This window comes from Staphylococcus sp. AtDRG32, assembly GCF_004365845.1.
GTDB lineage: Bacteria > Bacillota > Bacilli > Staphylococcales > Staphylococcaceae > Staphylococcus > Staphylococcus hominis.
In genome coordinates, this window is record NZ_SODE01000002.1 from 132,282 (window position 1) to 158,471 (window position 26,190).

The window sequence follows — 26,190 nt, forward strand, 5'->3', positions numbered from 1 at the left end:
ATATGTGATATATGAGAAAATTGTTTATATTTGCATTAGCTGGATTTTTAGCACAACTTGTTGATGGATCACTCGGAATGGGATTCGGTGCCTCCTCATCATCCATATTATTAACATATGGAATAGCACCTGCGATTGTTTCAGCAACGGTACATTTTTCAGAAATAGCAACGACTGCTGCATCTGGTACATCACATTGGAAATTTGAAAATGTACATAAGCCAACCATGTTGAAACTTGCAATACCAGGATCGATTAGTGGATTTATCGGTGCAGCATTATTAACTCAAATACATGGTGACTATATTAAACCTTATATAGCACTATTCTTACTTTCAATGGGTTTTTATATTTTGTATCAGTTCTTATTTAAACGTCATAAAGACTTTCATACACACGTAGGAACACTTAGTAGTGTGAAACTTGTTCCACAAGGAGCCGTTGCTGGTTTTCTAGATGCTATTGGTGGTGGAGGCTGGGGACCAGTCAATACACCGTTGTTACTTGCAAGTCATAAAATTCAACCACGCTATGCCATTGGTACAGTGTCTGCAAGTGAATTTTTTGTAACACTTTCAACATCATTAAGTTTTATTATCTTTTTAGGATTTACTCAAATTAATTGGTGGTTTGTCATTGCATTAAGTATAGGCGGTATGATTGCCGCACCAATTTCAGCCTATTTAACTAAAATATTACCCATTAATATTTTAGCAATTTGTGTAGGTGGCCTTATTATTTTTACAAATAGTAATGCTTTAATGACGTATTTCATCAAAGACACTACAGTGATAAATGTTATTCGATTCGCAATTATTTGTGCGATTATTGTATTAGTTATTATTACTATTATTCGTAACAAAAAATTGTCTTTTTCTTATAAATAAAGCCGAGTAAACTAATCAAAATAATTAGAAAAGGGGTTATCAATGATGACAACAAATGAAGATATTATCAATTATACAATTAAGCCACATGGTGGAGAGTTAATTAATCGAGTTGTAGAAGGAAAGGAAAGAGAAGCATTAATTGAAAAAGCGAACGCTTTTAAATCATTAACTTTAAATCCTTGGTCCATTTCAGATTTAGAATTAATCGCTATTGGTGGTTTTAGTCCACTTACTGGATTTATGGGAGAAGCGGATTATAAAAAAGTTGTTGAAGATACACATCTTGAAAATGGACTAGTATGGAGTATTCCTATCACTTTACCTGTCACTGAGACACAAGCGAATGAATTTAATATTGGCGATGATATTGCTTTATATGGTGAAGATGGAGTACTTTATGGTACTTTAAAACTTGAAGAAAAATATACGTATGATAAAGAAAAAGAAGCTCAAAATGTCTACGGTACGACTGAAGAAGCGCATCCAGGTGTCAAAAAAGTATATGAAAAAGGGAATGTTTATTTAGCAGGTCCTATTCAATTAGTAAATCGTCCTAAACATGATGAATTTTCAGATTATCATTTAGATCCTGCTGAAACACGCCAATTGTTTAAAGACTTAGGGTGGAAAACAGTAGTCGGATTTCAAACACGTAATCCTGTCCACCGCGCACATGAATATATTCAAAAATCTGCATTAGAAATTGTAGATGGTTTATTATTAAATCCTTTAGTTGGCGAAACTAAAGCGGATGATATCCCTGCAGATGTACGTATGGAAAGTTATCAAGCTATCTTGAAAAATTACTTTCCTAAAGATAGAGCACGTTTAGTTATCTATCCCGCAGCGATGCGTTATGCAGGTCCACGTGAAGCAATTTTACATGCTACAGTTCGTAAAAATTATGGTTGTACACACTTTATTGTTGGACGTGATCACGCAGGTGTGGGTGATTATTATGGTACTTATGAAGCACAAGAACTTATCTCTCAATTTGAAGATGAATTAGATATTCATATTCTAAAATTTGAACATGCATTTTACTGCAAAAAATGTAGCAATATGGCTACAGCTAAAACGTGTCCACATGATGCATCAGACCATGTACATTTAAGTGGTACAAAAGTAAGAGAAAAATTACGTAATGGCGAATCATTACCAAAAGAATTCTCAAGACCTGAAGTTGCAGAAGTATTAATTAAAGGATTAAGACAAAAGTAATTTGGGGGAGTATATAATATGAGTCAATCAACAAATATTACATGGCATGATTCAGAAGTAACTAAAGAAGATAGACAACACCAAAATGGTCATAAAAGTGCTGTCATTTGGTTTACAGGGTTATCTGGTTCTGGTAAGTCAACAATCTCTGTGGCACTTGAAAAAGCGCTATTTGAAAAAGGTAAACATTCATATCGATTAGATGGCGATAATGTCCGTCACGGTTTAAATAAAAATTTAGGTTTTAGTCCAGAAGACCGTAAAGAAAATATTCGTCGTATCGGTGAAGTAAGTAAATTGCTTGTAGATGCAGGGACAATTGCAATTACTGCATTTATTTCTCCATATAGAGAAGATCGTGATGAAGTACGTGATATTTTAGAAGACGGAGAATTCATTGAAGTATATACGGAGTGCAGTGTAGAAGAATGTGAGAAACGAGACCCTAAAGGTTTATATGAAAAAGCACGTTCAGGTGAAATTAAAGAATTTACAGGAATTAGTGCGCCTTATGAAGCGCCAAAACATCCTGAAATAACTATTAATACTGAAACACAAAGTATAGATGAATCAGTTGAACATATTCTTAATTACTTAAAAGAACACAAATATATTTAATGAATAACCAAACGAGTGAGATAACGAATTTAAAATGAATGTTGTCTCACTCGTTTTTTTGCTATAAATTCTTGAAAATAATAGTTAATATTCCCTTATTTTATGAAATAAAACATATTTAAAATAATCAGATATATTACACCATCTGTAATGACACTGTTGATTAAATTGATAAAAAGATTGATAATAAAGCATTTTGAATGATGTAATAAAAGAGAGATTTAATTACAAAAACCATCCTATTATTATGATTCAATTACAAGGTATTAACAACGCCCACAAACGCTTGTTTATCTGATAAAGTATGTCTTGTCGTTAATTAACGAGAAAAAATAATTCGAAGTAATTTAATATTGAGATGTCATTTGAAAGTAGCCACGTGATAAATAAAGGAAGAATGTTTTAAATTTCTAGGAGGATATTTAATTATGAAAAAAATCGCTACAGTAACTATCGCCACAGCCGGAATCGCTACAGTTGGATTTGCGCATCATGACGCACATGCAGCGGAAAATAATGGATATAACCCTAATGACCCAACTTCATATAGCTACTCTTATACAATTGATCAACAAGGTAACTATCATTACACATGGAAAGGTAATTGGAGTCCTGATCGTTTAAATCACACTAATGACTCAAATCATAGTCAATCTAACTATAATAATTACAACAATAATAGCTATAACTACAATAGCAATTATTCATATACAACAAACAATAACCAAACATCTACTAACAATAATCAATCTTATACAACTAATAATACGACAGGTGGATTAGGCGCTAACACTGCATCAACATCAAATAGTAATGTAAAAGTTACAACTCAAAGTGCACCAAGAACACAATCAACTGCTTCGACTCAAGCATTTTCAGGTAAAACAAATTCAGGTGCGAATTACTATACTTGGGGTCAATGTACATATTATGTATATGATAAAGTTGGTGGTTCAATCGGTAACACTTGGGGTAATGCAAATAACTGGGCTAACGCAGCAGCGCAATCTGGTTATACTGTAAACAATACACCTAAAGCAGGTGCTGTGATGCAAACAACTCAAGGTGGTTATGGTCACGTTGCATATGTTGAAAATGTAAATAGTGATGGTTCTGTTACAGTATCTGAAATGAACTATCAAGGCGTAGGTGTAGTATCTACACGTACAATTTCAGCAAGTCAAGCAAGTTCATACAATTACATTTCATAATTTAAGGAAATAAATTATTTAAACATTAATGTAAAATAATGGCTAAGATATTTAAACAATAATGTTATTTAAAAGAGCAAGTATATGAATTCAAAACGAATTCTACCTTGCTCTTTTTTTATTTTTAAAAATTATATTTAATATGATTTAAATCGCTTTATAAAGGGAATATATAACTACTAGTTCTTATAGTGTTCAAATATAAAGGTGGTGATTCACAATGGCGTTAGGAGTACTTCAATGGATCCTAGTGATCGCAATTGTGGTAATTACGATTGGCGTCATATTTGGTCTCATTTGGGGTTCGCTTTTTGAGGAACGCTTTTATAGAAGTCGTTCTAAAAAAGAAGAAGAAGCACGTATTGAGAAAAATCTTAAAATGGCAAAAGGCCATACCGATGATGACGTAGCATATGATGAAGAAGGTCGTGCATCACTCAACGAAGATGATAAAAAACAATAAATATTCATAAACCTTTAAGAATCTGTTTGATTTTTAAAGGTTTTTTATTATCAAAATATTTATATTAATTAACTTTATGCAATTATATACTTTTAACAAATAAAAGTGATAAAATAGATATGTTAAAAAATTCACATGAATTATTTAAAGTTAGGAGTTATTATAATGCTACTGTTTATAGTAGAAATTATCATAATGATTGTAGCCATTATGCTAGGATTGCGCACAGCAGGTGCTTTAGGCTGTGGTATTTTTGCTATTGTGGCCCAACTGATTATGATATTTGGTTTTCAACTTCCTCCTGGTTCTGCCCCTGTTACAGCAGTCCTAATTATTCTGGCAATTGGTATAGCTGGAGGAACGTTACAAGCTACAGGCGGAATTGATTATCTTGTCTATCTTGCTTCGAAAATCATTGAACGGTTTCCAAAATCAATTATTTTTATTGCACCGATGATTGTATTTGTCTTCGTATTTGGAGTAGGGACTGCAAACATTGCTTTATCACTAGAACCTATTATTGCTCAAACCGCAGTAAAAGCTAAAATCCAACCTAAGCGACCACTCATTGCTTCAGTATTAACTGCTAATTTGGCTTTACTTTGTAGTCCAGCTGCATCCGCAACAGCCTATATTATTTCAGTACTTGCAGGTCATGACATTTCAATGGGTCAATATTTGAGTATTGTCTTACCTACATCATTAATCACTATGTTTATGTTAAGTATATTTTGTACGTTTGTAGGACGTAAAAATACAATTACTAAAAGTGAAATTGCTCATACACCTGACGTTGATGTAAATCATGCTTTTTCTACTAGAGTAAAGATAGGTGTTTTAGCATTTATTTTTTGTGTGTTTGGTATTCTTACGTTTGGTATTTTTCCTCAATTCATGCCTTCGTTTAATGTCAATGGAAAAGAGGTCACTGTATCAATGACAGAAATTGTACAATTCTTTATGTATTTAAGTGCAGCAATTAATTTATTGATGTTAAAAGTGAATACGAGTGATATTCTCTCTTCAAATATTACACAATCTGCTATTGGTGCATTATTTGCAGTACTCGGACCTGGTTGGTTAGGTGCGACAGTATTTAACGCACCTCATAATTTACATATCATACAAAATGATGTTGGCAAAACGATTCAACATATGCCCTGGCTTGTGATTATTCTTGTAGCTGTAGTAGCGATGATTGTTATTTCACAAACAGCAACAGCATCGATTATGGTACCCATCGTCATGAGTATGGGAATTCCACCCATGTATTTTGTAGCAATGGTACAAACATTAAATGTTAACTTTGTTATACCTGCGCAACCAACGTTATTATTCGCAGTTAATTTAGATGAAACAGGACGTACACGACCTACAAGCTTTATTATTCCAGGATTCTTTGCAATAGGTATTTCAGTTATTGTTGGTTTTATAATAAAAATAATATTAGGATATTAGTTTATAATAGAGTATTATTCATATAAACGATGTAAAGTTTCATGAAAATTTAATAGATTGAGAAGACCTTTTGTGCCTTTTTGAATATTGAAGAGAAGAATGTGAATTCTATTATGAATTGCATTCTTCTCTTATTTTTAATTTAAAACAGAGAATTTCAAAAAAATATATATTCATTAAAAGTGAATAAAAATTCAATGTTTATAATTTAATATTTGTTTAAAACGTTTATTTTTAATTTAACACTATTGATATAGTTAAATTTTTCGATAGTTTTAATGAAATAAAATATATAAATATTCAGTTTTGCTCAAATAATTTTATGAATATAATTTGCATTTTTATTTAATTTTAGATATTGTCATCATGTGGTTCATTCACGTAAATACATTATAAGTCGTACATATAATATTCAAAGGAGGATCTTAGTTGAAAAAAGAAAAAATAATGGATTGGCCCACCTTTATAGGTACTGTTATTGTCTTACTTGCAGCAGTTATACCTATGATGGTCTTTCCAAGTGCAAGTGAGAAAGTTATTACTGATATAAATAGTGCTATTTCTAACTCGATAGGATCTGTTTACTTATTTATAGGTTTAGCTGTTTTATCCTTTGTACTCTATATTGCTTTCGGCCGATATGGTAATGTGACTTTAGGAAAAGCAAGTGATAAACCTGAATTCAATAATTTTAGTTGGGCTGCAATGCTATTTTGTGCAGGTATTGGTTCAGATATTCTTTATTGGGGTGTTATCGAATGGGCCTTCTATTATCAGGTACCTCCAAATGGGGCTAAAGGAATGACTGATGAGGCGCTTACATATGCAACGCAATATGGTATGTTTCATTGGGGACCTATTGCATGGGCAATTTATGTATTACCAGCTTTGCCTATTGGCTATTTAGTATTTGTAAAGAAACAACCAGTATATAAAATTAGTCAAGCTTGTCGTCCAGTACTGAAAGGACAAACTGATAAATTTTTAGGTAAATTAGTAGATATCTTATTTATATTTGGACTATTAGGAGGAGCGGCAACCTCTTTAGCATTAGGTGTGCCATTAATTTCTTCTGGAATTGAACGATTAACAGGTATAGATGGAGACAATATGGTTATTCGCTCAATTATACTTTTCACAATCACAGTCATTTTTGCAATTAGTTCTTATACTGGTTTAAAAAAAGGAATACAAAAATTAAGTGATATTAACGTATGGTTATCATTCTTACTACTTGCATTTGTATTTATTGTAGGTCCAACAATTTTTATTATGGAAACCACTTTAACTGGCTTTGGGAATATGATGCGAGATTTCTTCCATATGGCAACATGGATGGAGCCATTTGGTGGAATTAGAAACCGTAAAGAAACAAATTTCCCTCAAGATTGGACGATATTTTATTGGTCATGGTGGCTTGTATATGCCCCATTTATTGGCTTATTTATTGCTCGAATTTCAAAAGGTCGTCGTCTCAAAGAAGTCATATTAGGAACAATTGCTTATGGTACATTGGGATGTGTCTTATTCTTTGGTATTTTTGGTAACTATGCCGTTTATTTACAAATTAGTGGACAGTTTAATGTGGTTGATTTTTTAAATAAACATAGTACTGAAGCAACAATTATAGAGGTTATGCACCAATTGCCAATGGGTTCTTTAATTATAGTGTTGTTCTTAATATCTGCATTTTTATTCTTAGCAACGACTTTTGATTCAGGTTCTTATATTTTAGCAGCTGCTTCTCAGAAGAAGGTAATAGGGGAACCATTAAAAGCGAATCGTTTATTTTGGGCTTTCGCTTTATGTCTATTACCTTTCTCCCTTATGTTAGTTGGTGGAGAACGAGCTCTTGAAGTGTTAAAGACTGCTTCATTATTAGCAAGTGTACCACTTCTATTTATATTTACGTTTATGATGATATCCTTTATTATCACACTTAATAAAGATCGGATTAAACTGGAAACAAGAGCAGATAAACTAAAAGAAGTAGAACGACGTTCACTTCGTATTGTTCAAGTTAAATCAGATCCTGAAGACGATAATTTATAATGTGAAAAATGATAGTACATTTAAAAATCCTCAGAAATTAGATAATAAATCTAATTTCTGAGGATTTTTGAATCATATTGATAATGAAGTAAGTTATAAATCTTCTTCTTTTGGTATAGGATAATGTTCGAAAATGTCTCCAGATTCAATCGCAGAGCTTAAATTTTTTAACCATTTATAATATAATTTTGTGTGGTTCAATTGGGATTGTATACTATCTATTTTTTCTTTTTCTTCTTCACTTAAATGATTAGTTTGTATTATGTTGTGAAGAATGTTTTCTGCTTTTTTCGTCGCTTCTAAATTTGTATCGACTTCACGTTCCCATTTTTGTGTGAAAAAGTTTCGAAAAAAATTAAAAAAATCTTTCTCGGCTATAAAATGTTGTTTGCGACTGCCACGGGTAAATTGTTGCTTAACGATATCGTATTCTTGCAATTTTTTTACACCCGCACTCATACTAGGCTTGCTCATTTGTAAATGTTCACGCATTTCATCAAGCGTCATACTACCTTCAAAAACCATCGTACCGTAAAGATTACCAACACTACGGTTTGTACCATATAAATCCATGGTTTCACCAATTGAGTTAATAACTAAATCTTTCGCTTCCTCTATTTTTTGATTAATATTATAAGAATTGCTCATATTGCACCTCACTTATTTTCATCTTCATAAGATGTGAAATATTAACACAAATTTTACATTCTCACTCATTATATGATTTTTTCTTAAGAGTTTCAAAAGTCAATTTTAATTCCCACAATATTTAAAATGATATAAAAAAATATATAAAGATGATTTTTGCAATGAAGTAAGAAATATGATAAGCTACTTTTGTAAAATTCGTTAAATAAAAATTTAACAAACTTAACGGAGGTAGTATGATGGAACTTGTAAAAGCATTGTCTAATCGCCAATATATCAATGGTGAATGGGTAGAGAGCGCTAACAAAAATACTAGAGATATTATTAATCCATATAATCAAGAAGTGATTTTTACTGTTACTGAAGGGACTAAGAAAGATGCAGAACAGGCTATTTTAGCAGCACGTCGTTCATTTGAAAATGGTGAGTGGTCACAAGAAACAAGTGAAGTCAGAGGTAAAAAAGTAAGAGCAATTGCTGATAAAATTACAGAAAATCGTGATGAATTAGCCAAATTAGAAACGCTAGATACTGGTAAGACATTAGAGGAATCTTATGCAGATATGGATGATATTGCAAATGTGTTTAATTATTTTGCAGGTTTAGCGGATAAAGACGGAGGAGAAATTATTGATTCTCCAATACCTAACACTGAAAGTAAACTTGTCAAAGAACCTGTAGGTGTAGTTACACAAATTACGCCTTGGAATTATCCATTATTACAAGCTTCATGGAAAATTGCACCTGCATTAGCAACTGGTTGCTCATTAGTAATGAAACCAAGTGAAATTACGCCATTAACAACAATTCGTGTATTTGAATTAATGGAAGAAGTTGGATTCCCTAAAGGGGTTATCAACCTAATATTAAGTAGTGGTGAAGAAGTAGGAGATACATTATCAGGTCATAAAGAAGTTGATTTAGTATCATTTACGGGTGGAATTGAAACTGGTAAACACATTATGAAGAATGCTGCAAATCATGTAACTAATATTGCATTAGAGCTTGGCGGAAAGAATCCAAATATTATTTTTGATGATGCTGATTTTGAATTAGCTGTAGATCAAGCATTAAATGGCGGATATTTCCATGCAGGTCAAGTTTGTTCAGCAGGTTCAAGAATTTTAGTGCATAACGATATTAAAGATAAATTTGAAAAAGCATTAATTGAACGTGTTGGAAAAATTAAATTAGGTAATGGATTTGATAGTGATACAGAAATGGGTCCAGTGATTTCTCCAGAACATCGAGATAAAATTGAAAAATATATGAAAGTTGCTAAAGATGATGGTGCAACAATTGCTATCGGTGGGAAACGTCCAGACGATGAAGATTTAAAAGATGGTTTATTCTTTGAACCAACTGTAATCACTAATTGCAATACTCATATGAGAATTGTTCAAGAAGAAGTATTTGGTCCTGTTGTTACAGTAGAAGGGTTCGATAATGAAGAAGAAGCGATTGCACTCGCTAATGATTCAATTTATGGTTTAGCAGGTGCAGTATTTTCTAAAGATATAGGAAAAGCACAACGTGTAGCTAATAAACTAAAACTAGGCACAGTTTGGATTAATGACTTCCATCCTTACTTCGCTCAAGCGCCATGGGGTGGTTATAAACAATCTGGTATTGGACGTGAGTTAGGTAAAGAAGGATTAGAAGAATATTTAATCTCTAAACATATTCTTACAAATAGAAATCCAGAACCTGTAAATTTCTTTAGTAAATAACTTTTACAATTTAACTATAAAGGACCGTAGGCGTATTATTTTACGGTCCATTTATTTTGAAGTATAAAGATGTATCAAATCAAACTAAATTGTATTTAAATAGAAGATTTATATTTTTAGGGGAGGACGACAATATATGAGTAAAAATCAATCATATGATTACGTAATTATTGGCGGAGGAAGCGCTGGATCAGTATTAGGAAATCGTTTGTCAGAAGATAAAAATAAAGAAGTACTTGTACTAGAAGCAGGACGTAGTGATTATCCATGGGATTTATTTATACAAATGCCTGCAGCATTGATGTTTCCTTCAGGAAATCCATTTTACGATTGGAGATACCAAACTGAAGAAGAACCGCATATGGGACGTAAGGTAGACCATGCTCGAGGTAAAGTATTAGGTGGTTCAAGTTCAATTAATGGCATGATTTATCAACGTGGTAATCCAATGGATTATGAAGGCTGGGCTGAACCAGAAGGAATGGAAACTTGGGACTTTGCACATTGTTTACCTTATTTTAAAAAACTAGAAAAAACATTTGGAGCTGCGCCATATGATAAATATAGAGGACATGATGGTCCGATTAAATTAAAACGTGGGCCAGCCACAAATCCATTATTTAAATCATTCTTCGATGCAGGTGTTGAAGCAGGTTATCATAAAACAAACGACGTCAATGGATATAGACAAGAAGGCTTTGGTCCATTTGATAGCCAAGTACATAATGGTCGTCGTGTTTCAGCTTCACGTGCCTATTTACGTCCTGCAATGAAGCGTAAAAATTTAACAGTTAAAACACGTGCATTTGTTACTAAAATCCATTTTGAAGGTAAGAAAGCTACTGGTGTAACGTTTAAACGTAATGGTAAACTTCATACTGTGAATGCCGGTGAAGTGATTCTTTCAGGTGGTGCATTTAATACACCTCAGTTATTGCAATTGTCTGGTATCGGTGATTCTGAATTCTTAAAATCTAAAGGTATAGAACCACGCATGCACTTACCTGGTGTTGGAGAAAACTTCGAAGACCATTTAGAAGTATATATTCAACATAAATGTAAGCAGCCAGTTTCACTACAACCAAGCTTAGATGTAAAACGTATGCCTTGGATTGGATTACAATGGATATTTGCACGTAAAGGTGCAGCAGCTTCAAACCACTTTGAAGGTGGCGCTTTTGTTAGATCTAACAATCAAGTTGCATATCCAAATTTAATGTTCCATTTCTTACCGATTGCTGTAAGATATGATGGTCAAAAAGCACCAGTGGCGCATGGGTATCAAGTACATGTTGGTCCTATGTATTCAAATTCACGTGGTAGTTTAAAAATTAAATCAAAAGATCCATTTGAAAAACCAAGTATTGTATTCAATTATTTATCAACAAAAGAAGATAAACAAGAATGGGTTGAAGCAATTCGAGTAGCACGTAATATTCTATCTCAACCTGCGATGGATCCATATAATGGCGGTGAAATCTCACCAGGACCATCTGTACAAACAGATGAAGAAATTCTTGATTGGGTACGTAAAGATGGTGAAACTGCTTTACATCCTTCTTGTAGTGCTAAAATGGGGCCAGCGTCAGATCCAATGGCAGTTGTAGATCCATTAACTATGAAAGTACATGGTATGGAAAATTTACGTGTTGTTGATGCGTCTGCTATGCCTCGCACTACTAATGGTAATATTCATGCACCAGTTTTAATGCTCGCTGAAAAAGCAGCTGATATCATTCGTGGTAAAAAACCATTAGAACCACAATATGTTGATTACTATAAACATGGTGTTAGTGATGAAAACGCTGGAGCAATGGAATTCGATCCATACTATAAACATTAATAAAATAGTTATATGAAATAAGGGTTGGAATCAAAGATGATTCTGACCTTTTTATTTTAAATATCCCCTTCTACAACATTTTTAATACGTAAAGGCATATAATGAATGAAAGAGAAGGAGTGAAATGAAATAATTAAAGATTTAGTGCAACGTTTACAAGATAAGGAAAAACGTATGATCGAGGTTCGCAGACATTTACATGAATATCCTGAGCTATCATTTCATGAAACTGAGACACCCAAATATATTGCTAATTTTTATAAAGATAAAGATTGTAAGGTAGAAACAAATATAGGACAACATGGCGTAAAAGTGCCGATAGATAGTGGTAAACCTGGGAAAACGATTGCTATTCGAGCAGATTTTGATGCGCTTCCCATTCAAGAAGATACTGGTTTATCATTTGTTTCTAAAAACGAGGGAGTCATGCATGCGTGTGGACATGATGCACATACAGCATATATGCTTATTTTGGCAGAAACATTGATAGAAATGAAATCTCAGTTCAGTGGCAAAGTAATTGTTATTCATCAACCCGCTGAAGAAATGCCACCTGGTGGAGCTAAAGGTATGATTGAAGATGGCGTATTGGATGGCGTGGACCATGTTTTAGGTACCCATGTGATGACTAATATGGCGCCTGGTAAAGTCTATTATCATAAGGGTAACGTTCAAACAGGACGTTCTTACTTTAAATTAATTGTAAAAGGTGAAGGAGGACATGGTTCTTCTCCGCATACTGCAAATGATGCGATTGTAGCGGGAGCTCATTTCGTTACTACCGCTCAAACAGTGGTCTCACGTCGTCTTAATCCATTTGAAACGGGTGTCGTCACAATTGGATCATTTGATGGTAAAGGTCAATTTAATGTGATTAAAGATAAAGTAACCATTGAAGGTGACGTTCGCGCTTTGACAGATGCTACACGTGATCGTATTGAAACGGCTTTAAAACAAATGGTTCACGGTTTGGAAGAAACATTTGGTGTAAATTGTGAGTTTACATTTAGTAAAGATTATCCTGCATTGTATAATGATCCTGACTTTACTGAATATGTTGCAGAAACAATTAAACAGTCAAAATTAGCTGATGTTAAAGGCGTAGAAATATGTGAACCTCAACCGCCATCTGAAGATTTCGCTTTTTATGCTAAAACATTGCCAAGTACTTTTATATATTCTGGAGCAAAACCTAGAAAGGGTAAAGCATATCCACATCATCATCCTAAATTTACGATTGATGAATCAAGTATGTTAGTTGCAGCAGAAGCAGTAGGTGCTGTGGTATTAAACTATCTAACTATTGAATAAGCAGTCATACTATATTATATATTTATAAGAAATCAATTTACATTTTTAAAGTAGAAGTCGAGTTGATATTCTAGTATTAAAGAATGTGTCATGATAGTATTATTCTATATCTAGATATTGGGGTGAGTTGATGAGTTTCTATGATTTTATGCAAGGATTTATTGATGATAAGACCCCATTAGGTGAACTTGCATCATGGATAAATCAAGACCAAGATTTTCCAAAACATGAATATCTTGCTGAAAATATACTTGATTACTTTTCTAAGATGTCGATGTTAGATCATGAATGCTTAGAAATTGTTAAACGTTCCCTTTCGTTATATGAAGGAAGATAGATGTGAATAGCAAAAATAAAAAATGATAGCTTAAAGCTAGTTAAGAAATGAAGGAACAAAGAAATGACTTTAACTGATAGTTATAAAACATATGTCATAGAAGAAAAAGAAGATCAAACGATGTCTATCGAAAAAAATAATGATGTTCAATTATATACAGTACTTGAGTCAATAAATGAGTTAACAAACGATTCAATGTGTGTTTTAAATCACTTGTTTGTTAATGAAGGTAATGAACCTCAATTTGAATCTAAATTTTTAAAGCGCACTAAATATTTACAAGATGTGCCAGGATTCAAAGCTTTACGTTTTTTACGTCCTCAAACTAAGCATCGTCATTATATTATTTTGACGTTATGGAAAGATCGACAATCGTTCTATGATTGGCAAAGTTCAGACGCTTATGGTAAAACGCATAAAAAAAGAGGCACTAAACAAGGTGTCGATAATAAAATAGTTAATCGCGATTTATCTTATAATGTAAGAATAGAACTTGCTAATTTAGAAACGAGTATTGATATAGATAATATGTTTAATATTCAAAGATTAAGTTTCTAAAAAAGTAATATACTGGTATAGAAACTTAATCTTTTTTATATTTAAAACAAATACCGCGTAGAATTGCATGAAATTAAGATGTATGATTTTATGAACAATGAAGACTTAAAAATTGGAAGGAAAGTAAAGTAATGAATCATTTAAATTTATTAGCACCAGAAACATATAATATTGTATCTGAAATAGAAAAACATGCTTCAAATCAAAATAAACAAGCAATTATTTATGAAAATGGTGTAGAAGAACCCATTAGTGTGACATACTCTGAATTAATTAAAAACGCTAATAAAGTAGGACATGTATTATTAAACCATGGACTAAAAAAAGGCGATAAAGTGTTAATCATGATGCCACGTGCTATCATCACGTATGAACTTTATATTGCAGCATTAAAATTAGGTATTGCAATTATCCCGAGTTCTGAAATGTTAAGAACAAAAGATTTACAATATCGTATTACGCATGGAGAAATTAATGCAGTTATTGCGTTAGCTGATTTTATAGAAGAATTTAGAGATATTAAAGAATATCATGAATTAACAAAATTTGTTATTAATGGAAATGAAGAGAATTGGATTAGTATTGAAGAGGAAAAAGTAAAGCAAAGTGATGAATTAGACACAGCCAATACAACAAGAGATGATGTTGCTATTTTATCTTATACTTCTGGAACTACAGGTAATCCAAAAGCTGTTACACATTCTCATGGTTGGGGATATGCTCATATGAAAATGGCACCTGAACATTGGTTAGCTATAAAAGAAGATGACTTGGTGTGGGCAACAGCTGCACCTGGTTGGCAAAAATGGGTATGGAGTCCATTCCTATCTATTATGGGATCAGGAGCGACAGCATTTGTGTATAATGGTAAATTTAATCCTTCTCGTTATTTATCATTATTACAAAAATTTAAAATTAATGTGCTTTGTTGTACACCAACAGAATACCGTATGATGGCAAAATTAGATAACTTAGATAAATACAATTTAGATCATTTACACAGTGCAGTATCTGCAGGAGAACCATTAAATAGAGAAGTAGTTGAACAATTCCGTAAACATTTTAATTTAACAGTGCGTGACGGATATGGACAAACAGAAAGTACGCTATTAATTGGTTTCTTAAAAGATACAGAACAACGTCCTGGTTCTATGGGTAAAGCTATTCCTGGTAGTCGTGTAGCCGTTGTTGATGATGAGGGAAACAAAGTGGATACAAATGTAAAAGGTAATATAGCATTACCACTTGATTTCCCTGGATTATTTAAAGGTTACTTTAAAGATGAGAAACGTACAAAAGATGCACATGCAGGAGATTATTATATTACTGGAGATTTAGCACATATCGATGAAGATGGCTATTTCTGGTTTGAAGGTCGCCGTGACGATATTATTATTAGTTCTGGCTATACTATTGGACCTTTCGAAGTTGAAGATGCACTCACAAATCATGAAGCGGTAAAAGAATGTGCAGTTGTAGCAAGTCCACATCCAATTCGTGGCAATATTGTTAAAGCATTTATTATTTTAAAAGAGGGTTATAAACCAAATGATGATTTAGTGAAAGAGTTACAAACTTTCTCTAAAAAAGTAGTCGCACCATATAAATATCCACGGGCGATTGAATTTGTAGAAGATTTACCAAAAACAAACTCTGGCAAAATTCGTCGTGTTGAATTACGCGAAGCTGAACGCACAAAACATAACAACGCTCAAAATAAATAATCATATTCATCACACTGATAAATTAGTATGTCACTAATTTATCAGTGTTTTTTTATGATGAGCATACTGATGTATCAGATAACATCAATGTTGGAAATATGTCTATATTTAAAAAAATTGAAAATAAAGATAATTTTAATTGTATTTCATGCATTATTATGACATACTTTTAAATAATTAGTATGACATAATAAAAATTTGAGGTGATTTATAATGACTAAATATATTTATGCATTTGATGAAGGACAAAAATCAATGAGAGATTTATTGGGAGGTAAAGGAGCTAATCTATCTGAAATGAAACGCTTAGGTTTACCTGTACCAGATGGTTTCACCATTACCACAACAGCATGTATTGAGTATTTAAAACAAGGGAAGTCATTATCTACTGAGATCAAAACAGAATTAATTGATCACTTGGCTTCATTTTCAGAGAGAACCGGAAAAATCTTCTCTTCTGATACGAATTTATTGCTTGTTTCTGTAAGAAGTGGGGCAAAAATTTCTATGCCAGGAATGATGGATACAATATTAAACTTGGGTTTAAATGATGAAAATGTAGAAAAATTAGCTGAAAAAACTGGGGATAAACGTTTTGCTTATGACTGTTATCGTCGTTTATTACAAATGTTTGGTGAAGTCGTATATAGTGTGCCTATGCAAGCATTTGATACATATTTCGAACAGTATAAAAAACAACATCATTTTGAGAATGACGCTGCCATTAGTGCAGATGGTTTAAAAGAAATTTGTAAGCGCTTTAAAGAGATATATGTAGAAGAAGTACATCAACCTTTCCCGCAAGAGCCTTTGAAACAACTGGAAGAAGCTATAGAAGCTGTATTTAAATCTTGGGATAATGATCGTGCTCGTATTTACCGAGATTTAAATGATATTCCACACGACATTGGTACAGCAGTAAATATCCAAGAAATGGTTTTCGGTAATAGTGGAGATAATAGTGGGACAGGCGTTGCTTTTACACGTAATCCAGTGACTGGCGAAAATAAATTATTTGGTGAATATTTGCTTAATGCGCAAGGAGAAGATGTTGTTGCAGGTATTCGTACACCTAAAGACATCTCAACATTACACGATCAAATGCCAGAGGTTCATCAAGAATTTGTAGATGTGACAAAACAATTAGAAAAACATTATAAAGATATGCAAGATATTGAATTTACAATTGAAAATGGACAATTATATTTACTCCAAACTCGTAATGGTAAACGTACAGCACGTGCGGCTATTCAAATTGCTGTAGATTTAGTGAATGAAGACATTATTACTAAAAAAGAAGCAATGAAAAAAGTTGAAGTAAAATCAATTGATCAACTTTTACATCCTAATTTCGATGAGTCTTCATTAAAAGAAGCAACAGTTGTATCTAAAATGGGATTGCCAGCGAGCCCAGGTGCTGCAACAGGTCAAATTGTATTTACTGCTGAAGAGGCGAAAGCACAATCAGAGCAAGGTAAAAAGGTGATCTTGATGAGACCAGAAACGTCTCCTGAAGATATTGAAGGTATGATTGCAAGTGAAGCGATTGTAACCACACATGGTGGCATGACGTCTCATGCAGCAGTTGTAGCTCGTGGAATGGGTAAATGTTGTGTGACAGGATGTTCTGATTTAGAAATTAATACGAGTGCTAAGACGGTATACTATGGCGATCAAACACTACATGAAGGAGATATGGTTTCAGTTGATGGTTCAGAAGGTGACATTTATTTAGGTGAGATTAAAACAGTCAATGCTGAGCATAGTGAGTCATTCAATCAATTTATGGAGTGGTCAGAAAAAACAGCTCGTTTAAAAGTACGTATGAATGCAGAAACACCTCAAGATATTAAAGTAGGTTACCAATTTGGCGCTAAAGGCATCGGATTAGTACGTACAGAGCATATGTTCTTTGGGGCTGAGCGACTAGTAGAGATGAGACGTTTCATTCTATCATCATCTCGTGAAGATCGTCTCGAAGCACTGAATCATATTAAACAATATCAAGTAGAAGACTTTAAAGAAATTTTTAAATTATCAGGTGAACATCCTACCATAGTGCGTTTACTTGATCCGCCATTGCATGAGTTCTTACCACATTCTGAGGAAGATATTGCGAATGTTGCGAAGCAATTAAATATACCGAAAGAAACATTAGATAAACGCATTGTGGATTTAAACGAAGTGAATCCAATGCTTGGACATCGTGGTTGTCGTTTAGCCATCACATACCCTGAGTTATATGAAATGCAAGTAGAAGCGATTATTGAAAGTGTATTTAAATTAAAAGAAGAAGGTATTCAGTGTAAACCAGAAATTATGATTCCGTTAGTGTCTACAGTAGAAGAATTTACCACTTTAAAAGAAAACCTTGTTAAGACGATTACCCAAATAGAAAAACAACATCAGGAAAGCGTAGATTATTTAATGGGAACAATGATAGAAACGCCTCGTGCATGTCTTATTTCAGACGAATTAGCAAAACATTGTGATTTCTTCAGCTTTGGTACGAACGATTTAACACAATTGTCATTTGGTTTTTCTAGAGATGATGCAGGGAAGTTTATAAATGTGTATACTGAAAGAAATATATTGAAACTTGACCCGTTCCAAACATTAGATAAAGATGGCGTTGGAAAACTAATTGAAATGGCAGTTAAACAGGCAAAGAAAGTGAACGAAAATATTAAGATTGGTGTATGTGGTGAATTAGGTGGAGATGCGAAATCTATTCATTATTTCAATCACTTATCAATTGATTATGTATCATGTTCACCATTCCGAATTCCAGGAGCAATTTTAGCGACTGCTCAGAGTCAAGTGGAGGAAAGTGAGTAATCAAAAATGAATGAAGTCGAGTCACAAGCGCATAATTTAAAATTGTTTATTGTTTCAGATTCAATTGGAGAAACTGCTCAACGTATGATTCATGCAACCTTAACCCAGTTTCCAGATTTAAATAATGTAGAAATAAAAAAATTTCCTTATATTAAAGATGAGGAAGAATTTTTAAATATATTAAATTTAGCGAAAGAACACAACGCAATAGTAGCTACGACATTAGTAAGTGAATCATTTAATGCACTTGGTCACGAATTTGCTAGAGAACATGATATCCCATATGTAGATTATATGTCTGATTTAATTAGCATTGTTGAACACGTGACAGGTGAAAAACCATTGATGGAAAGTGGTGCATTAAGAAAGTTAAATGAAGCTTATTTTAAGCGTATTGAAGCCATTGAATATTCAGTTAAATATGATGATGGTAAGCATTTTTCTGATATAGGTGAAGCGGATGCATTGATTGTAGGGGTATCGCGTACTTCAAAGACACCATTAAGTATGTATTTAGCGAATAAAGGCTACAAAATAGCAAACATTCCTTTAGTACCTGAAGTTAGTATTCCAGACAGTGTTTTTAAGCAAAAAGGGTTACAAGTATTTGGATTAACTGCAAGTCCACAGTATATTGCAAATATACGAAAAAGTCGTGCTGAAACATTAGGTTTGTCAAAAGCGTCTCAATATAATAATTTAAATCGTATAAAAGAAGAACTCAGTTATGCAGAAGAAGTATTTAAAAAATTAAATGCTACAGTGATTAATACTGAGTATAAATCAATTGAAGAATCAGCTTTTTATATTGAAAAGTTTTTACAAAATAATAAATAATCATCATATAAGGTTGTAAGTAAATCATTAAGTGATTGTAATGACATCATGTTATAATAAAACTTTGATCATTCAACTATTCTTACTATTTAGCTTATATTGATAAATCTTTCTGCTTAATTTAATGATAATGAATTCATTAATTCAAATAATTAAGTTTTTCTGATTTACAATTGACAATATTTGTTTTAACATAGTAATGAAAGACTTAACACATTACTAAAAACAATATATTGATTACTAGATATTAGGGAAACAAGAGCAACAGGTAATTATATTATATTGTGAAACATAATTTTTGGAGAGGTGTACAAACATGACAGAATCAAAAGATATGATTATTGTCGGTGCTGGTGTAATTAGTACAACAGTTGCATCTATGTTCAATGAACTTGTACCTAACTGGAACATCGATCTTTATGAACGTTTAGATCGTCCAGGTATTGAAAGTTCAAATGAACGTAACAATGCTGGTACTGGTCACGCTGCATTATGTGAATTAAACTATACTGTAAGACAACCAGATGGTACGATTGACATTGAAAAAGCAAAAGAAATTAATGAACAATTTGAAATTTCTAAACAATTTTGGGGTCATTTAGTAGAATCAGGACAAATTAAAGATCCTAGAGATTTCATTCATCCTTTACCACATATCAGTTTCGTACGTGGTAAAAACAACGTTCAATTCCTAAAAGAACGTTACGAAAAAATGAAAGATTTCCCAATGTTCGATGATATCGAATATACTGAAGACATCGAAGTAATGAGAAAATGGATTCCATTAATGATGCAAGGTCGTTTCGATGATGGCTTAATGGCTGCTAGTAAAATCGACGAAGGTACTGACGTTAACTACGGTGAATTAACTCGTAAAATGGCACATAACTTACAAAACGACGATTCAAACGTAAACGTCAACTATAATCATGAAGTACAAGACTTCAAACGTTTATCTAACGGTAAATGGCAAGTTAAAATTAAAGACTTAGCTAACAATAAAGTCTTTACTAAAGAAGCTGACCATGTATTCATCGGTGCTGGTGGTGGATCTATTCCATTATTACAAAAAACTGGTATCGAAGAAGGTAAACATATCGGTGGTTTCCCAATCATTGGTCAATTTATCGCTTGTACAAATCCAGAAGTTATCGAACAACATGATGCGAAAGTTTATGGTAAAGAGCCACCTGGCACACCACCAATGACTGTTCCTCACTTAGATACTCGTTATATCGATGGTGAAAGAACATTATTATTCGGACCATTCGCAAATGTTGGTCCTAAATTCTTAATTCACGGTTCTAACTTAGATTTATTCAAATCAGTTAAACCACACAATATCACTACGTTATTAGCTGCAGCAGTTAAGAATATGTCATTACTTAAATATTCATTTGACCAAATCATCATGACTAAAGAAGGTTGTATGAACCACTTACGTACGTTCTACCCTGAAGCTCGTGATGAAGATTGGCAAGTATATACTGCTGGTACACGTGTACAAGTTATTAAAGATGATGAAAAAGAAGGTAAAGGATTCATCCAATTCGGTACAGAAGTGGTTGACTCTAAAGACCACTCTATCATTGCTTTACTTGGTGAATCACCAGGGGCTTCTACATCAGTTTCAGTAGCGTTAGAAGTTATCGAAAGAAACTTCGAACAATATTTAGATGAATGGAAACCAAAAATCAAAAAAATGATTCCTTCATATGGTGAATCATTAATTCATGATGTTGACTTAATGAGAAAAACTCGTCGTTTAACATCTAAACAATTAGAATTAGGTTTCTATGAAAATACTAATGCTAAATAAGAAAAATTAGAAAACTGTTAACAGGACATCACGTTCTGTTAACAGTTTTTTTATTAAATAAATTTAATGGTTATAACTGCTTAAAAACATGAAAAAAGTGATGAGCACGTTACTCATCACTTTTGAATAAAAATCTGACTATTAATTTTTATTTACTGAAGCATCGTAGATTGAATCTACTGCATCGCCTAAAGCTTTATCAAATTCTTCTTTTGATTGGCCTGCACGTAAATCACTTGCTAATGCACGTGAGAAGCTTGCAATTAATTCATCATTGTCTTTTAATAATTTGTTTGCTTCGTCTCTGCTGTAACCACCAGATAATACAACAACACGAACAACATTTGGATGATCAGCTAATTCTTTGTATAAGTTAGCTTTAGTAGGGATAGTTAATTTTAACATTACTAATTGATCATCATTTAAAGAATCTAAGCCTTTTTTAAGTTCAGCTTTTAATACTTCTTCGATTTCAGCTTTGTCTTTAGCGTTAATGTTTACTTCAGGTTCAATGATAGGTACTAAACCTTTAGCAATGATTTTTTTAGCAATTTCAAATTGTTGTTCAACAACGTCTTTGATACCTTGTTCATTTAATTCTAAGATGTTAGAACGCATTTTAGTACCGAAGATATGACGTTCAACTGCACGGTCTAAAGTTTCATCTAAGTTGTCGATAGGTTTCATTAATTGGACACCATTTTGCTCTTCAGCTAAACCTTTGTCGACTTTTAAGAAAGGAACGACACCTTTATCAGCTAAGTAGTCACCAGTATATTTACCTTCAACTTCACGATCCATAGTTTGTTCAAATAGAATCGCACCTAAAATTTTATCTGAAGTAAATGAAGGTGAAGTAACAACACGTGTACGCATATCATGTACAAGTTGGAACATTTCGTCATCATTGCTGTATTGATCTTCGTTTACACCATATTCTTTTAATGCTTTTGGAGTACTACCACCACTTTGGTCTAATGCAGCGATGAATCCTTTCCCATGACTTACTTTTTCTAATTGTTCTTTATTCATTATGCCTTTCACTCCTTTAATAAACTTTCAATATTATTATCGTAAAAAATAATAATATTCTCAAGTATAAAGTAATTAATTATTGAAATTTCTTAATTAACAATTTACAATTTTATGAAATTACCGTATTTTATACATTTAATGTAAACATTCAAACATATTCAAAGGGGATTGTTATGAAACAACGTATATTAATTATTGGTAGCTCTGGTTCTGGAAAATCAACATTGGCATATCAACTACACTTAAAATATCAACTGCCACTTTACCATATTGATCAAATTCAATGGCTTAATAATAAAAACGTCATTACTTTTGAAGAATTAAAACAAAAACTTGAATCTATTGTAGTAAAAGAGGAATGGATTATTGATGGAAATTATTCTAGTACACTTAGTATGAGATTAAAATATGCAACTAAAGTCATATGGATTAAAGAACCAAAAGTAAAATGTATATTTAGAGTAATCAAGCGTTACATATATTCACTATTTAAAAGAGAACATATCGGAGGAAATCCTAAAACATTAAGTTTTGAATTTATTAAGTATATTTGGGATTTTCCTAAAAATAATGAGCAATTTATCATGCAACAAATGAAAAGATCAATACCAAATGTTCAGTGGATCATCGATGATTCTAAAGCATTATCTTTACGTTTTCTTTAAAAAATATAAACTAATTTCTTTAAAATTTTAATATATGTAATTATTAAATAGAATATTTTATAAAACTTTAGTGTATTGTATATTTTTTGTTGAAATATGCTATTCTAAAATAAGTTAAGTTCTTATTAATTGAAGTTAGTCTTTATTTTTAAATCGTTTATATATGATAACTAAGTTCTTAATTAATACGTATATACTTTCTTGGAGGAACAGTAATGAAGAAAAATAAAATTTTTGCTGTATTAACAACAAGTGCTCTATTACTGGCTGCTTGTAGTAATGGAGATAATGCATCTGATAGTGGACAAAAAGATGGAAATCAGAAAAATGAGCAATCTAGTAATAAAAGTGGTAATAGTCAAAGTGATGCATTGAAAAAGAATAATGATAAAAATACAAATGAAAATAAAGTAGATTATCCTAAAGATGGTGTTAAAGGGATTTATGTAACAAGTAATTCTACACAGGGCAAAAAAATGGATGAGTTAGTTAAATTCATCAAAGATTCTAATTTAAATACCATGGTTATTGATGTGAAAGATGATACAGGTAACATTACTATGAAATTAAATACTGGCAATAAACAAGTGGATAAAAATACGCTTGATATTGTAGATGGTAAAAAATTATTAAAAAAACTGCATGATAATAATATTTACCCAATTGCACGTATTGTAACATTTAAAGATACAAAATTAGCAAATGAACACCCTGAATGGACATTCAAAAATAGTGATGGTTCTGTTTGGACAAATGGTAAAGGGGATAGCTTTGTTAATCCATTTATGAAGGAAGTATGGAAGTATGATATTGATGTTGCAAAAGCAGCTGCAAAAGCAGGCTTCCAAGATATTCAATTTGACTATGTACGCTTCCCTGAAGGATTTGAAAATCAAGCGGATAGCTTAACGTATAATAAAGGGGAATATAAAAATAGTCAGATGAGTTCAGGCGACCAACGTGTAGATACAATTACTAAATTCTTAGAATATGCAAATAAAGAATTAAAACCAATGGGCGTCAATGTGTCAGCTGATGTATTTGGTTATTCTGCATTAGTTGAAAATGCACCTGGTATTGGTCAAAGTTTCCCTAAAATCTCTAAAAATGTAGATGCCATTTCATCAATGATTTATCCATCTCATTGGAGCAATGGAGATTTCGGTTTACAAGCACCAGATACGGAACCATATAAAACAGTTAATCGTTATATTCAAAAAGAAAATAGTTTATTAGATACATTAGGTAAAGATAAGCCTATTTCAAGACCATGGATTCAAGACTTTACCGCTTCATATTTAGGTGCTGGCAATTATATTGATTATGATACAAGAGCGATATCTGAAGAAGTTCAAGCTTTAAAAGATAACGGGGTTAATGAATTCTTATTATGGAATGCAGGTAATGATTATACAGAAGGTGTTAATTATAATCCTAAAAAAGGTAATGCTAAAGAACAAGACCCTGAAGGTGTAGAACAAACTAATGACAAAGAAGATCAACATTCTGATAGTCAAGATAATGAACAAGCGGATAATAAAAATAAATAATATGGAGACAATTTCTCGTATATTCATTTAGTATGGAAATGATTTATCTTGTAGACTATTTAAACGAAAGGAATGCGTCAGAATTCATTTTGAATTCCTTGACGCATTCCTTTTTTTATTTATTAGAAATGTTCAGTAGATAAATAAGAATGACTATGATGTTTTTGTTTTAGTAATAATGAAGTTCCCATAACTAATAGAAGTGAGGCTAAAAGTTGAATTGAGTGTTGTTGTGTATCGTCACCAGTACTTGGGAGTGTTTTAACAGAAGATTGTAAGGTTTGAGTATCTTTAAGTGACTTAGATGATGGCACCTCAGAAGAAGCAACCGTTCCTACATAATAACGGTTGAGTTCACGTGCACAATCAACAGAATTAACTTGTTTATGATTAGAAGAGGTTGTTTTAGCGGCTTTAGCGATACCTGATTCTGCATGAATGCGTGTATCTTGAAGTTGATTAAAGTCACTATATCTACCATTTTTGTACTCAACTTCGCCATTTTTATGAACTTTATACATTCCATTGCCTTCATTTAATCTATTATGACTTATAATTTCAAAGTAGTCTCCTTTGTCAACAGTACGACCCAATCGTTGTAGGTTTGGATTACCTCCACTATTAGATAATGCATCTGTAGCAATTTGTTTAACATTATCTTTAGTCACTAAGTTAGCAGGATGTGCTTCTACAGAGTGAGTCATTGTAAGTAGCATTGTACTTGTTAAAAGTGTAGATGCAACGAAAGATACTTTCTTCATAATGAAAACCCCATTTCATTCATGATCAATTACAACTAGAGTGTAGCATTTGAATAGATCAGAAACAGGGATTTTAAAAAAAACATAATAAATCTTTAACTTAACTTAAAGAATAAATAATTTGTAAACATTAAATCAATATTTATCACATGATTTATATAGGACATTAATACTTCTTTTTAGAAAAATATGGAATGGAACAAGCCATTAAAATCATAAAAATAATATGAGCAATCATCCATAAACCGTATTCATTCCAGCTAAAGTGAAAGAATGAACGCTTTGCCATAACGACGAGTGACGGATAAAGAGAGGCAAAAACAATCATTAATAAGACATAACTTATTTTATATAATGGTTTAAAGACGTGATAAATAAGTAAGAAAATAAAATATATTAACCATCCTATAAAAACATGAATGGCTAGTTCTAATAATAACGGCGTTTTGCTTGGATCAATTAAGAAATCGATGTTAATTAACAATAAAGTAAGATGAGTCGATTGAACTATGCCATCCATGATAGTCATTGTAATTAATAAGATAATACTTATAACTAAAGCACTAAGACAATGATAAAAATAACGGATCATAATTTTCCTTCCTTCTTATATACATACTA

General features: G+C 32.3%; 22 protein-coding genes. 18 read left to right on the forward strand and 4 right to left on the reverse strand.

Annotation, left to right across the window (positions count from 1 at the left end):
• Nucleotides 1–11 precede the first annotated feature (11 nt).
• The 7 genes from BDW25_RS04705 (at nucleotide 12) to BDW25_RS04735 (ending at nucleotide 7,913) form a co-directional block, all read left to right on the forward strand.
• On the forward strand, nucleotides 12–887 hold the full coding sequence (locus tag BDW25_RS04705) for a sulfite exporter TauE/SafE family protein (RefSeq protein ID WP_002449439.1): 876 nt from the start codon (nucleotides 12–14) through the stop codon (nucleotides 885–887).
• 45 nt (nucleotides 888–932) lie between these two features.
• Entirely contained in the window at nucleotides 933–2,111 is a 1,179-nt protein-coding gene (gene sat, locus BDW25_RS04710) for a sulfate adenylyltransferase (protein ID WP_019835184.1), read from the forward strand.
• Between the two features lie 18 nt (nucleotides 2,112–2,129).
• Nucleotides 2,130–2,729, forward strand: a complete 600-nt coding sequence (gene cysC, locus BDW25_RS04715) for an adenylyl-sulfate kinase (protein WP_002449233.1) — start codon at nucleotides 2,130–2,132, stop codon at nucleotides 2,727–2,729.
• Between the two features lie 428 nt (nucleotides 2,730–3,157).
• Nucleotides 3,158–3,940 carry a CHAP domain-containing protein gene (locus BDW25_RS04720; RefSeq protein ID WP_002488240.1) on the forward strand — a complete coding sequence of 261 codons (783 nt, stop codon included), beginning with the start codon at nucleotides 3,158–3,160 and terminating at the stop codon, nucleotides 3,938–3,940.
• Nucleotides 3,941–4,160: 220 nt separating this feature from the next.
• Nucleotides 4,161–4,403: a hypothetical protein gene (locus BDW25_RS04725; protein WP_002449304.1), complete on the forward strand. Its 243-nt coding sequence runs from the start codon at nucleotides 4,161–4,163 to the stop codon at nucleotides 4,401–4,403.
• A 165-nt stretch (nucleotides 4,404–4,568) separates the two neighbouring features.
• Nucleotides 4,569–5,861, forward strand: coding sequence for an anaerobic C4-dicarboxylate transporter family protein (locus tag BDW25_RS04730; protein ID WP_070508437.1), 1,293 nt, complete (start codon nucleotides 4,569–4,571; stop codon nucleotides 5,859–5,861).
• A 429-nt stretch (nucleotides 5,862–6,290) separates the two neighbouring features.
• Nucleotides 6,291–7,913, forward strand: a complete 1,623-nt coding sequence (locus BDW25_RS04735; RefSeq protein WP_019835179.1) for a BCCT family transporter — start codon at nucleotides 6,291–6,293, stop codon at nucleotides 7,911–7,913.
• 93 nt (nucleotides 7,914–8,006) lie between these two features.
• On the opposite strand, the gene cudC is transcribed toward BDW25_RS04735, so the two are convergent.
• The gene (cudC, locus tag BDW25_RS04740; RefSeq protein ID WP_133944966.1) at nucleotides 8,007–8,561 is read right to left on the reverse strand and encodes a choline uptake/conversion transcriptional regulator CudC; all 555 of its coding nucleotides are present in this window, start codon (nucleotides 8,559–8,561) and stop codon (nucleotides 8,007–8,009) included.
• A 239-nt stretch (nucleotides 8,562–8,800) separates the two neighbouring features.
• Here cudC and betB point away from each other — a divergent pair, with 239 nt between their 5' ends.
• The 9 genes from betB to lqo all read left to right on the forward strand — a co-directional run bounded on the left by betB (nucleotide 8,801) and on the right by lqo (nucleotide 21,558).
• A complete protein-coding gene (betB, locus tag BDW25_RS04745) occupies nucleotides 8,801–10,291 on the forward strand; it encodes a betaine-aldehyde dehydrogenase (RefSeq protein WP_077700667.1) in 1,491 nt (496 codons plus the stop codon).
• A gap of 136 nt (nucleotides 10,292–10,427) precedes the next feature.
• Nucleotides 10,428–12,134, forward strand: a complete 1,707-nt coding sequence (gene betA / locus BDW25_RS04750; protein ID WP_002449442.1) for a choline dehydrogenase — start codon at nucleotides 10,428–10,430, stop codon at nucleotides 12,132–12,134.
• A gap of 174 nt (nucleotides 12,135–12,308) precedes the next feature.
• Nucleotides 12,309–13,445, forward strand: a complete 1,137-nt coding sequence (locus BDW25_RS04755; protein WP_411912929.1) for an amidohydrolase — start codon at nucleotides 12,309–12,311, stop codon at nucleotides 13,443–13,445.
• 130 nt (nucleotides 13,446–13,575) lie between these two features.
• Nucleotides 13,576–13,782, forward strand: coding sequence for a sterile alpha motif-like domain-containing protein (locus tag BDW25_RS04760; RefSeq protein WP_002449386.1), 207 nt, complete (start codon nucleotides 13,576–13,578; stop codon nucleotides 13,780–13,782).
• 63 nt (nucleotides 13,783–13,845) lie between these two features.
• Nucleotides 13,846–14,340, forward strand: coding sequence for an antibiotic biosynthesis monooxygenase family protein (locus tag BDW25_RS04765; protein WP_002454796.1), 495 nt, complete (start codon nucleotides 13,846–13,848; stop codon nucleotides 14,338–14,340).
• 131 nt (nucleotides 14,341–14,471) lie between these two features.
• Nucleotides 14,472–16,064 carry an acyl-CoA synthetase MbcS gene (gene mbcS / locus BDW25_RS04770; RefSeq protein ID WP_133944970.1) on the forward strand — a complete coding sequence of 531 codons (1,593 nt, stop codon included), beginning with the start codon at nucleotides 14,472–14,474 and terminating at the stop codon, nucleotides 16,062–16,064.
• Nucleotides 16,065–16,277: 213 nt separating this feature from the next.
• Complete coding sequence (ppdK, locus tag BDW25_RS04775) at nucleotides 16,278–18,902, forward strand: pyruvate, phosphate dikinase (protein WP_133944972.1); 2,625 nt, start codon at nucleotides 16,278–16,280, stop codon at nucleotides 18,900–18,902.
• Nucleotides 18,903–18,908: 6 nt separating this feature from the next.
• Complete coding sequence (locus tag BDW25_RS04780; RefSeq protein ID WP_002449455.1) at nucleotides 18,909–19,739, forward strand: pyruvate, water dikinase regulatory protein; 831 nt, start codon at nucleotides 18,909–18,911, stop codon at nucleotides 19,737–19,739.
• A 316-nt stretch (nucleotides 19,740–20,055) separates the two neighbouring features.
• Nucleotides 20,056–21,558, forward strand: coding sequence for an L-lactate dehydrogenase (quinone) (gene lqo / locus BDW25_RS04785; RefSeq protein ID WP_002449218.1), 1,503 nt, complete (start codon nucleotides 20,056–20,058; stop codon nucleotides 21,556–21,558).
• A gap of 141 nt (nucleotides 21,559–21,699) precedes the next feature.
• Here the strand turns inward: lqo and BDW25_RS04790 are convergent, their stop codons facing one another.
• The gene (locus BDW25_RS04790) at nucleotides 21,700–22,590 is read right to left on the reverse strand and encodes a fructose bisphosphate aldolase (protein ID WP_002449395.1); all 891 of its coding nucleotides are present in this window, start codon (nucleotides 22,588–22,590) and stop codon (nucleotides 21,700–21,702) included.
• Nucleotides 22,591–22,766: 176 nt separating this feature from the next.
• Here BDW25_RS04790 and BDW25_RS04795 point away from each other — a divergent pair, with 176 nt between their 5' ends.
• Entirely contained in the window at nucleotides 22,767–23,258 is a 492-nt protein-coding gene (locus BDW25_RS04795; protein WP_133944974.1) for a P-loop NTPase family protein, read from the forward strand.
• A gap of 215 nt (nucleotides 23,259–23,473) precedes the next feature.
• Nucleotides 23,474–24,808, forward strand: coding sequence for a putative glycoside hydrolase (locus BDW25_RS04800; RefSeq protein ID WP_002488281.1), 1,335 nt, complete (start codon nucleotides 23,474–23,476; stop codon nucleotides 24,806–24,808).
• A gap of 122 nt (nucleotides 24,809–24,930) precedes the next feature.
• On the opposite strand, the gene BDW25_RS04805 is transcribed toward BDW25_RS04800, so the two are convergent.
• Nucleotides 24,931–25,569, reverse strand: a complete 639-nt coding sequence (locus tag BDW25_RS04805) for an LPXTG cell wall anchor domain-containing protein (RefSeq protein ID WP_049432770.1) — start codon at nucleotides 25,567–25,569, stop codon at nucleotides 24,931–24,933.
• Nucleotides 25,570–25,735: 166 nt separating this feature from the next.
• The gene (locus tag BDW25_RS04810) at nucleotides 25,736–26,161 is read right to left on the reverse strand and encodes a hypothetical protein (RefSeq protein WP_002449431.1); all 426 of its coding nucleotides are present in this window, start codon (nucleotides 26,159–26,161) and stop codon (nucleotides 25,736–25,738) included.
• Nucleotides 26,162–26,190: the final 29 nt, after the last annotated feature.

Coding starts and splice junctions, on each gene's coding strand:
- BDW25_RS04790 (WP_002449395.1), bottom strand. CDS start 22,590: ATGAATAAAGAACAATTAGAAAAAGTAAGTCATGGGAAAGGATTCATC.
- BDW25_RS04755 (WP_411912929.1), top strand. CDS start 12,309: ATGATCGAGGTTCGCAGACATTTACATGAATATCCTGAGCTATCATTT.
- betA (WP_002449442.1), top strand. CDS start 10,428: ATGAGTAAAAATCAATCATATGATTACGTAATTATTGGCGGAGGAAGC.
- BDW25_RS04800 (WP_002488281.1), top strand. CDS start 23,474: ATGAAGAAAAATAAAATTTTTGCTGTATTAACAACAAGTGCTCTATTA.
- lqo (WP_002449218.1), top strand. CDS start 20,056: ATGACAGAATCAAAAGATATGATTATTGTCGGTGCTGGTGTAATTAGT.
- BDW25_RS04705 (WP_002449439.1), top strand. CDS start 12: ATGAGAAAATTGTTTATATTTGCATTAGCTGGATTTTTAGCACAACTT.
- BDW25_RS04765 (WP_002454796.1), top strand. CDS start 13,846: ATGACTTTAACTGATAGTTATAAAACATATGTCATAGAAGAAAAAGAA.
- BDW25_RS04795 (WP_133944974.1), top strand. CDS start 22,767: ATGAAACAACGTATATTAATTATTGGTAGCTCTGGTTCTGGAAAATCA.
- sat (WP_019835184.1), top strand. CDS start 933: ATGACAACAAATGAAGATATTATCAATTATACAATTAAGCCACATGGT.
- BDW25_RS04760 (WP_002449386.1), top strand. CDS start 13,576: ATGAGTTTCTATGATTTTATGCAAGGATTTATTGATGATAAGACCCCA.
- BDW25_RS04805 (WP_049432770.1), bottom strand. CDS start 25,569: ATGAAGAAAGTATCTTTCGTTGCATCTACACTTTTAACAAGTACAATG.
- BDW25_RS04720 (WP_002488240.1), top strand. CDS start 3,158: ATGAAAAAAATCGCTACAGTAACTATCGCCACAGCCGGAATCGCTACA.
- BDW25_RS04780 (WP_002449455.1), top strand. CDS start 18,909: ATGAATGAAGTCGAGTCACAAGCGCATAATTTAAAATTGTTTATTGTT.
- cudC (WP_133944966.1), bottom strand. CDS start 8,561: ATGAGCAATTCTTATAATATTAATCAAAAAATAGAGGAAGCGAAAGAT.
- cysC (WP_002449233.1), top strand. CDS start 2,130: ATGAGTCAATCAACAAATATTACATGGCATGATTCAGAAGTAACTAAA.
- ppdK (WP_133944972.1), top strand. CDS start 16,278: ATGACTAAATATATTTATGCATTTGATGAAGGACAAAAATCAATGAGA.
- betB (WP_077700667.1), top strand. CDS start 8,801: ATGGAACTTGTAAAAGCATTGTCTAATCGCCAATATATCAATGGTGAA.
- BDW25_RS04725 (WP_002449304.1), top strand. CDS start 4,161: ATGGCGTTAGGAGTACTTCAATGGATCCTAGTGATCGCAATTGTGGTA.
- mbcS (WP_133944970.1), top strand. CDS start 14,472: ATGAATCATTTAAATTTATTAGCACCAGAAACATATAATATTGTATCT.
- BDW25_RS04810 (WP_002449431.1), bottom strand. CDS start 26,161: ATGATCCGTTATTTTTATCATTGTCTTAGTGCTTTAGTTATAAGTATT.
- BDW25_RS04730 (WP_070508437.1), top strand. CDS start 4,569: ATGCTACTGTTTATAGTAGAAATTATCATAATGATTGTAGCCATTATG.